This window comes from Peribacillus sp., from assembly GCF_059453735.1.
Genome location: NZ_JAZVJO010000388.1, coordinates 1 through 2,690, shown reverse-complemented (window position 1 = coordinate 2,690; position 2,690 = coordinate 1). Strand labels below are relative to the sequence as shown.

Genomic DNA, 2,690 nt, shown 5'->3' with positions numbered 1-2,690 from the left:
AAATTCCCTCATTGTTACTTGTTGTGGTGCAGTGAAATTCACAGGTCCAGAGATATCAGAATGATGAATACAAAACAAAATGGCTCCAGCAACGTCTTGAATATGTATCCATGAGAGTATTTGTCTGCCGTTTCCAATAGTTCCACCGGCAAATAGCTTATAAGGTAGTACCATTGTAGGCAGGGCACCCTGCGTTTGACCAAGAATCAGTCCGAATCTGGTAAAGACGACTCGATGGCTGAAAGCACGTGCTTTCCGAGCCTCCTTCTCCCAGAGTTGAACGGTTCGAGAGAGAAAATCTTTTGCAGTTGTTTCGTTATCTTCAGTAAAAGTATCTTGTTCTGAAGTACCGTAATAACCAATTGCACTTGCATTGATAACTAAATCGATCTTATGTTCTAAGGTTCCTAATATGCGATTCATTTCCTTAGTTGTTTCAATACGGCTTTCAACAATTTTCCGTTTTCTATCTTTTGTCCAGCGCCCGCTGTTTAATGATTCTCCTGCGAGATTAATAAATATATTAAGCCCTTTAAGATCTTTCTCGGGTGCTGCATCTTTATTGAGCCATTTTATATAATGTAGATTATTTGTCTGAGTGTATTTTTCTGGGTTACGAGTCAATATATAAAGGTCATGTTCTTCTTTAAGTAAAGCGTCTATAAGAGCAGTTCCGACAAAACCGCTGCCGCCTGCAATAGCAATTTTCACGTACCATCACTCCTTTATTTGGTAGTAGTTTACTATCATTGATGTTCTATGTCATTTAATTCGATTTAAATCAAGATAACCCTTCTTTAGAATGTGGTAGAGTATCATTAGGAGGTGATGTTGATGGCAGTCATTTCAAGAATTTCAGTCCAAAAAAAGAGGCTGGACCGATATAATATATTTATTGCTGATAAATATGCCTTTAGTGTAGATGAAGAGGTTTTAATAAAGTTCGATTTAAAAAAAGGTAAAGAATTAGATGAATTCGATCTTGCAGATATTCAAATGCATGATGATATCCAAAAAGCTTTTACGCAGTCCTTACATTATTTATCTCATCGAATGCGCTCTGAATCTGAAGTTCGCATGTATTTACGGAAAAAAGAAGTGGATGATGCGATTATTCAAGAGGCTATTCATAAGCTTTATCATTATAAATATCTGGATGATCTTGAATTTGCCCGCGCATTTGTAAGAACACATGCGAATGGGGGAAATAAGGGTCCCATCGTTATTCGCCAGGAATTAAAGGAAAAAGGAATTAGTGAGAAGCTGATTGAAAAAGCTATCCTTGAATACCCGATTGATCTTCAAATTGAACATGCTAGACAGCAGGCTGAGAAATCAATAAAAAAAGAAAAAAACTTATCTGAGCGATCCCTACAGCAGAAGCTGGATCAAGTTTTAATGCGAAAGGGCTATCCTAGAGATATTATTGTCGCGGCACTGCAAGAGGTTACGGTTGAGAAGGATAGTGAAGAAGAATGGAACTCATTAATTTATCATGGAGAGAAATTAGAACGGCGTTACAAGGCTTATCAGGGCTTTGAGTATGAACAGAAGATGAAACAAGCTTTATTCCGGAAAGGCTTCCCAATGGAGCTGATTTCTAGGTATTTAGACAGAGATGAGTACTTTGAATAACGTATTGCGCTGTATATTTTAAAAATGAGGTGAAGAATGAATGGAAGAGAAGAGATACAGTCAACTGACTCCATATGAACTGCAACAGGAAATTGCAGGACTTCATGAAAAAGCACGTAAAGCAGAACAGCTCGGAATGGTTAATGAATATGCAGTACTTGAGCGTAAAGCCATAATGGCTAAATCATATTTACTTAATCCCGACGACTTTAAGCCAGGAGAGATTTATCAGATTGATGGAGATCCTGGTGCTTACTATAAGATTGAATACTTAAATGGAATTTTTGCTTGGGGTTACCGGTTAAGCGGGGGAAGAAATGAAGAAGCCCTTCCTATATCCATGCTGGTTGCTATGAAGGAATTAAAAGAAGCCCAAGAATAATACTGGGCTTCGAGTAAAACTAAACCTATTCTGTTCTTTCATTTGAAGCTTTCATTCGTTCTTGTGGATGAGTGTTAGTTGATCCATCTGCTCGTTTAGAGGCATAGGCTGGTTTAGCTCGAGGCTCGCCTTCAAATTTATTAGTAGATTGATTAGGAAAGTTTTTAGCTTTATTCCTCATGAATTACATCCTCTCACGTTTTTAAGTTCTTTGTTTGTACTATTAGTATAAGCAGTAGAGTGGCAACTATGAGGAAAACTGAAGGGAAAATACTGGAAAGAAGGAAGGGGGATTATTGTGAATGACTATCAAGAAAGACTGACCAAACAGTTATTAGACATAAATGATCAGGTATCCTATCAACAGGCATTAACTTGGGTAGAACTCTTATGGGAAGATTTTGAAGCTACTTATGCGAAAGCAGGTTATAAATACGCAGGGGAAGAAATGACATCCAGGGTCGTTTCGCAATGGATTGATAATCATGGGAAAAGCCTTCACGAGTTTTTAGCCAATAACCCTAAATATGAACACTTATTGAAGCAGCAGGACAAATTTCATTAAAAATGAAAAACAGGGCTGAATCAATGGATTCAGCCCATTAAAATGGGATCAAATTAAGTTTTTTTCGCAGTTTCGCTTCACTGAAAATCCAGCCTGTAAATGAGTTTT

The 2,690-nt window shown here is 37.5% G+C and carries 5 protein-coding genes; 3 read left to right on the top strand and 2 right to left on the bottom strand.

From position 1 onward, the window contains the following. The coding region (locus AC52RT_RS12715) for a TIGR01777 family oxidoreductase (protein WP_495541085.1) at positions 1-711 on the bottom strand (711 nt) is incomplete at its 3' end. 123 nt (positions 712-834) lie between these two features. Here AC52RT_RS12715 and recX point away from each other — a divergent pair. After that, on the top strand, positions 835-1,635 hold the full coding sequence (recX, locus tag AC52RT_RS12710) for a recombination regulator RecX (RefSeq protein ID WP_475728319.1): 801 nt from the start codon (positions 835-837) through the stop codon (positions 1,633-1,635). Between the two features lie 40 nt (positions 1,636-1,675). Next, complete coding sequence (locus tag AC52RT_RS12705) at positions 1,676-2,017, top strand: YfhH family protein (RefSeq protein WP_495541084.1); 342 nt, start codon at positions 1,676-1,678, stop codon at positions 2,015-2,017. A 25-nt stretch (positions 2,018-2,042) separates the two neighbouring features. Here the strand turns inward: AC52RT_RS12705 and AC52RT_RS12700 are convergent, their stop codons facing one another. Further along, a complete protein-coding gene (locus tag AC52RT_RS12700) occupies positions 2,043-2,198 on the bottom strand; it encodes a small, acid-soluble spore protein K (RefSeq protein ID WP_040373957.1) in 156 nt (51 codons plus the stop codon). A gap of 117 nt (positions 2,199-2,315) precedes the next feature. Between AC52RT_RS12700 and AC52RT_RS12695 the strand changes: the two genes are divergently transcribed. Further along, the gene (locus AC52RT_RS12695) at positions 2,316-2,582 is read left to right on the top strand and encodes a YfhJ family protein (protein ID WP_340848424.1); all 267 of its coding nucleotides are present in this window, start codon (positions 2,316-2,318) and stop codon (positions 2,580-2,582) included. Positions 2,583-2,690: the final 108 nt, after the last annotated feature.

What these genes read in the sequence shown, in the direction of transcription:
- AC52RT_RS12705 (WP_495541084.1), top strand. Translation starts at nt 1,676, where the DNA reads ATGGAAGAGAAGAGATACAGTCAACTGACTCCATATGAACTGCAACAG.
- recX (WP_475728319.1), top strand. Translation starts at nt 835, where the DNA reads ATGGCAGTCATTTCAAGAATTTCAGTCCAAAAAAAGAGGCTGGACCGA.
- AC52RT_RS12700 (WP_040373957.1), bottom strand. Translation starts at nt 2,198, where the DNA reads ATGAGGAATAAAGCTAAAAACTTTCCTAATCAATCTACTAATAAATTT.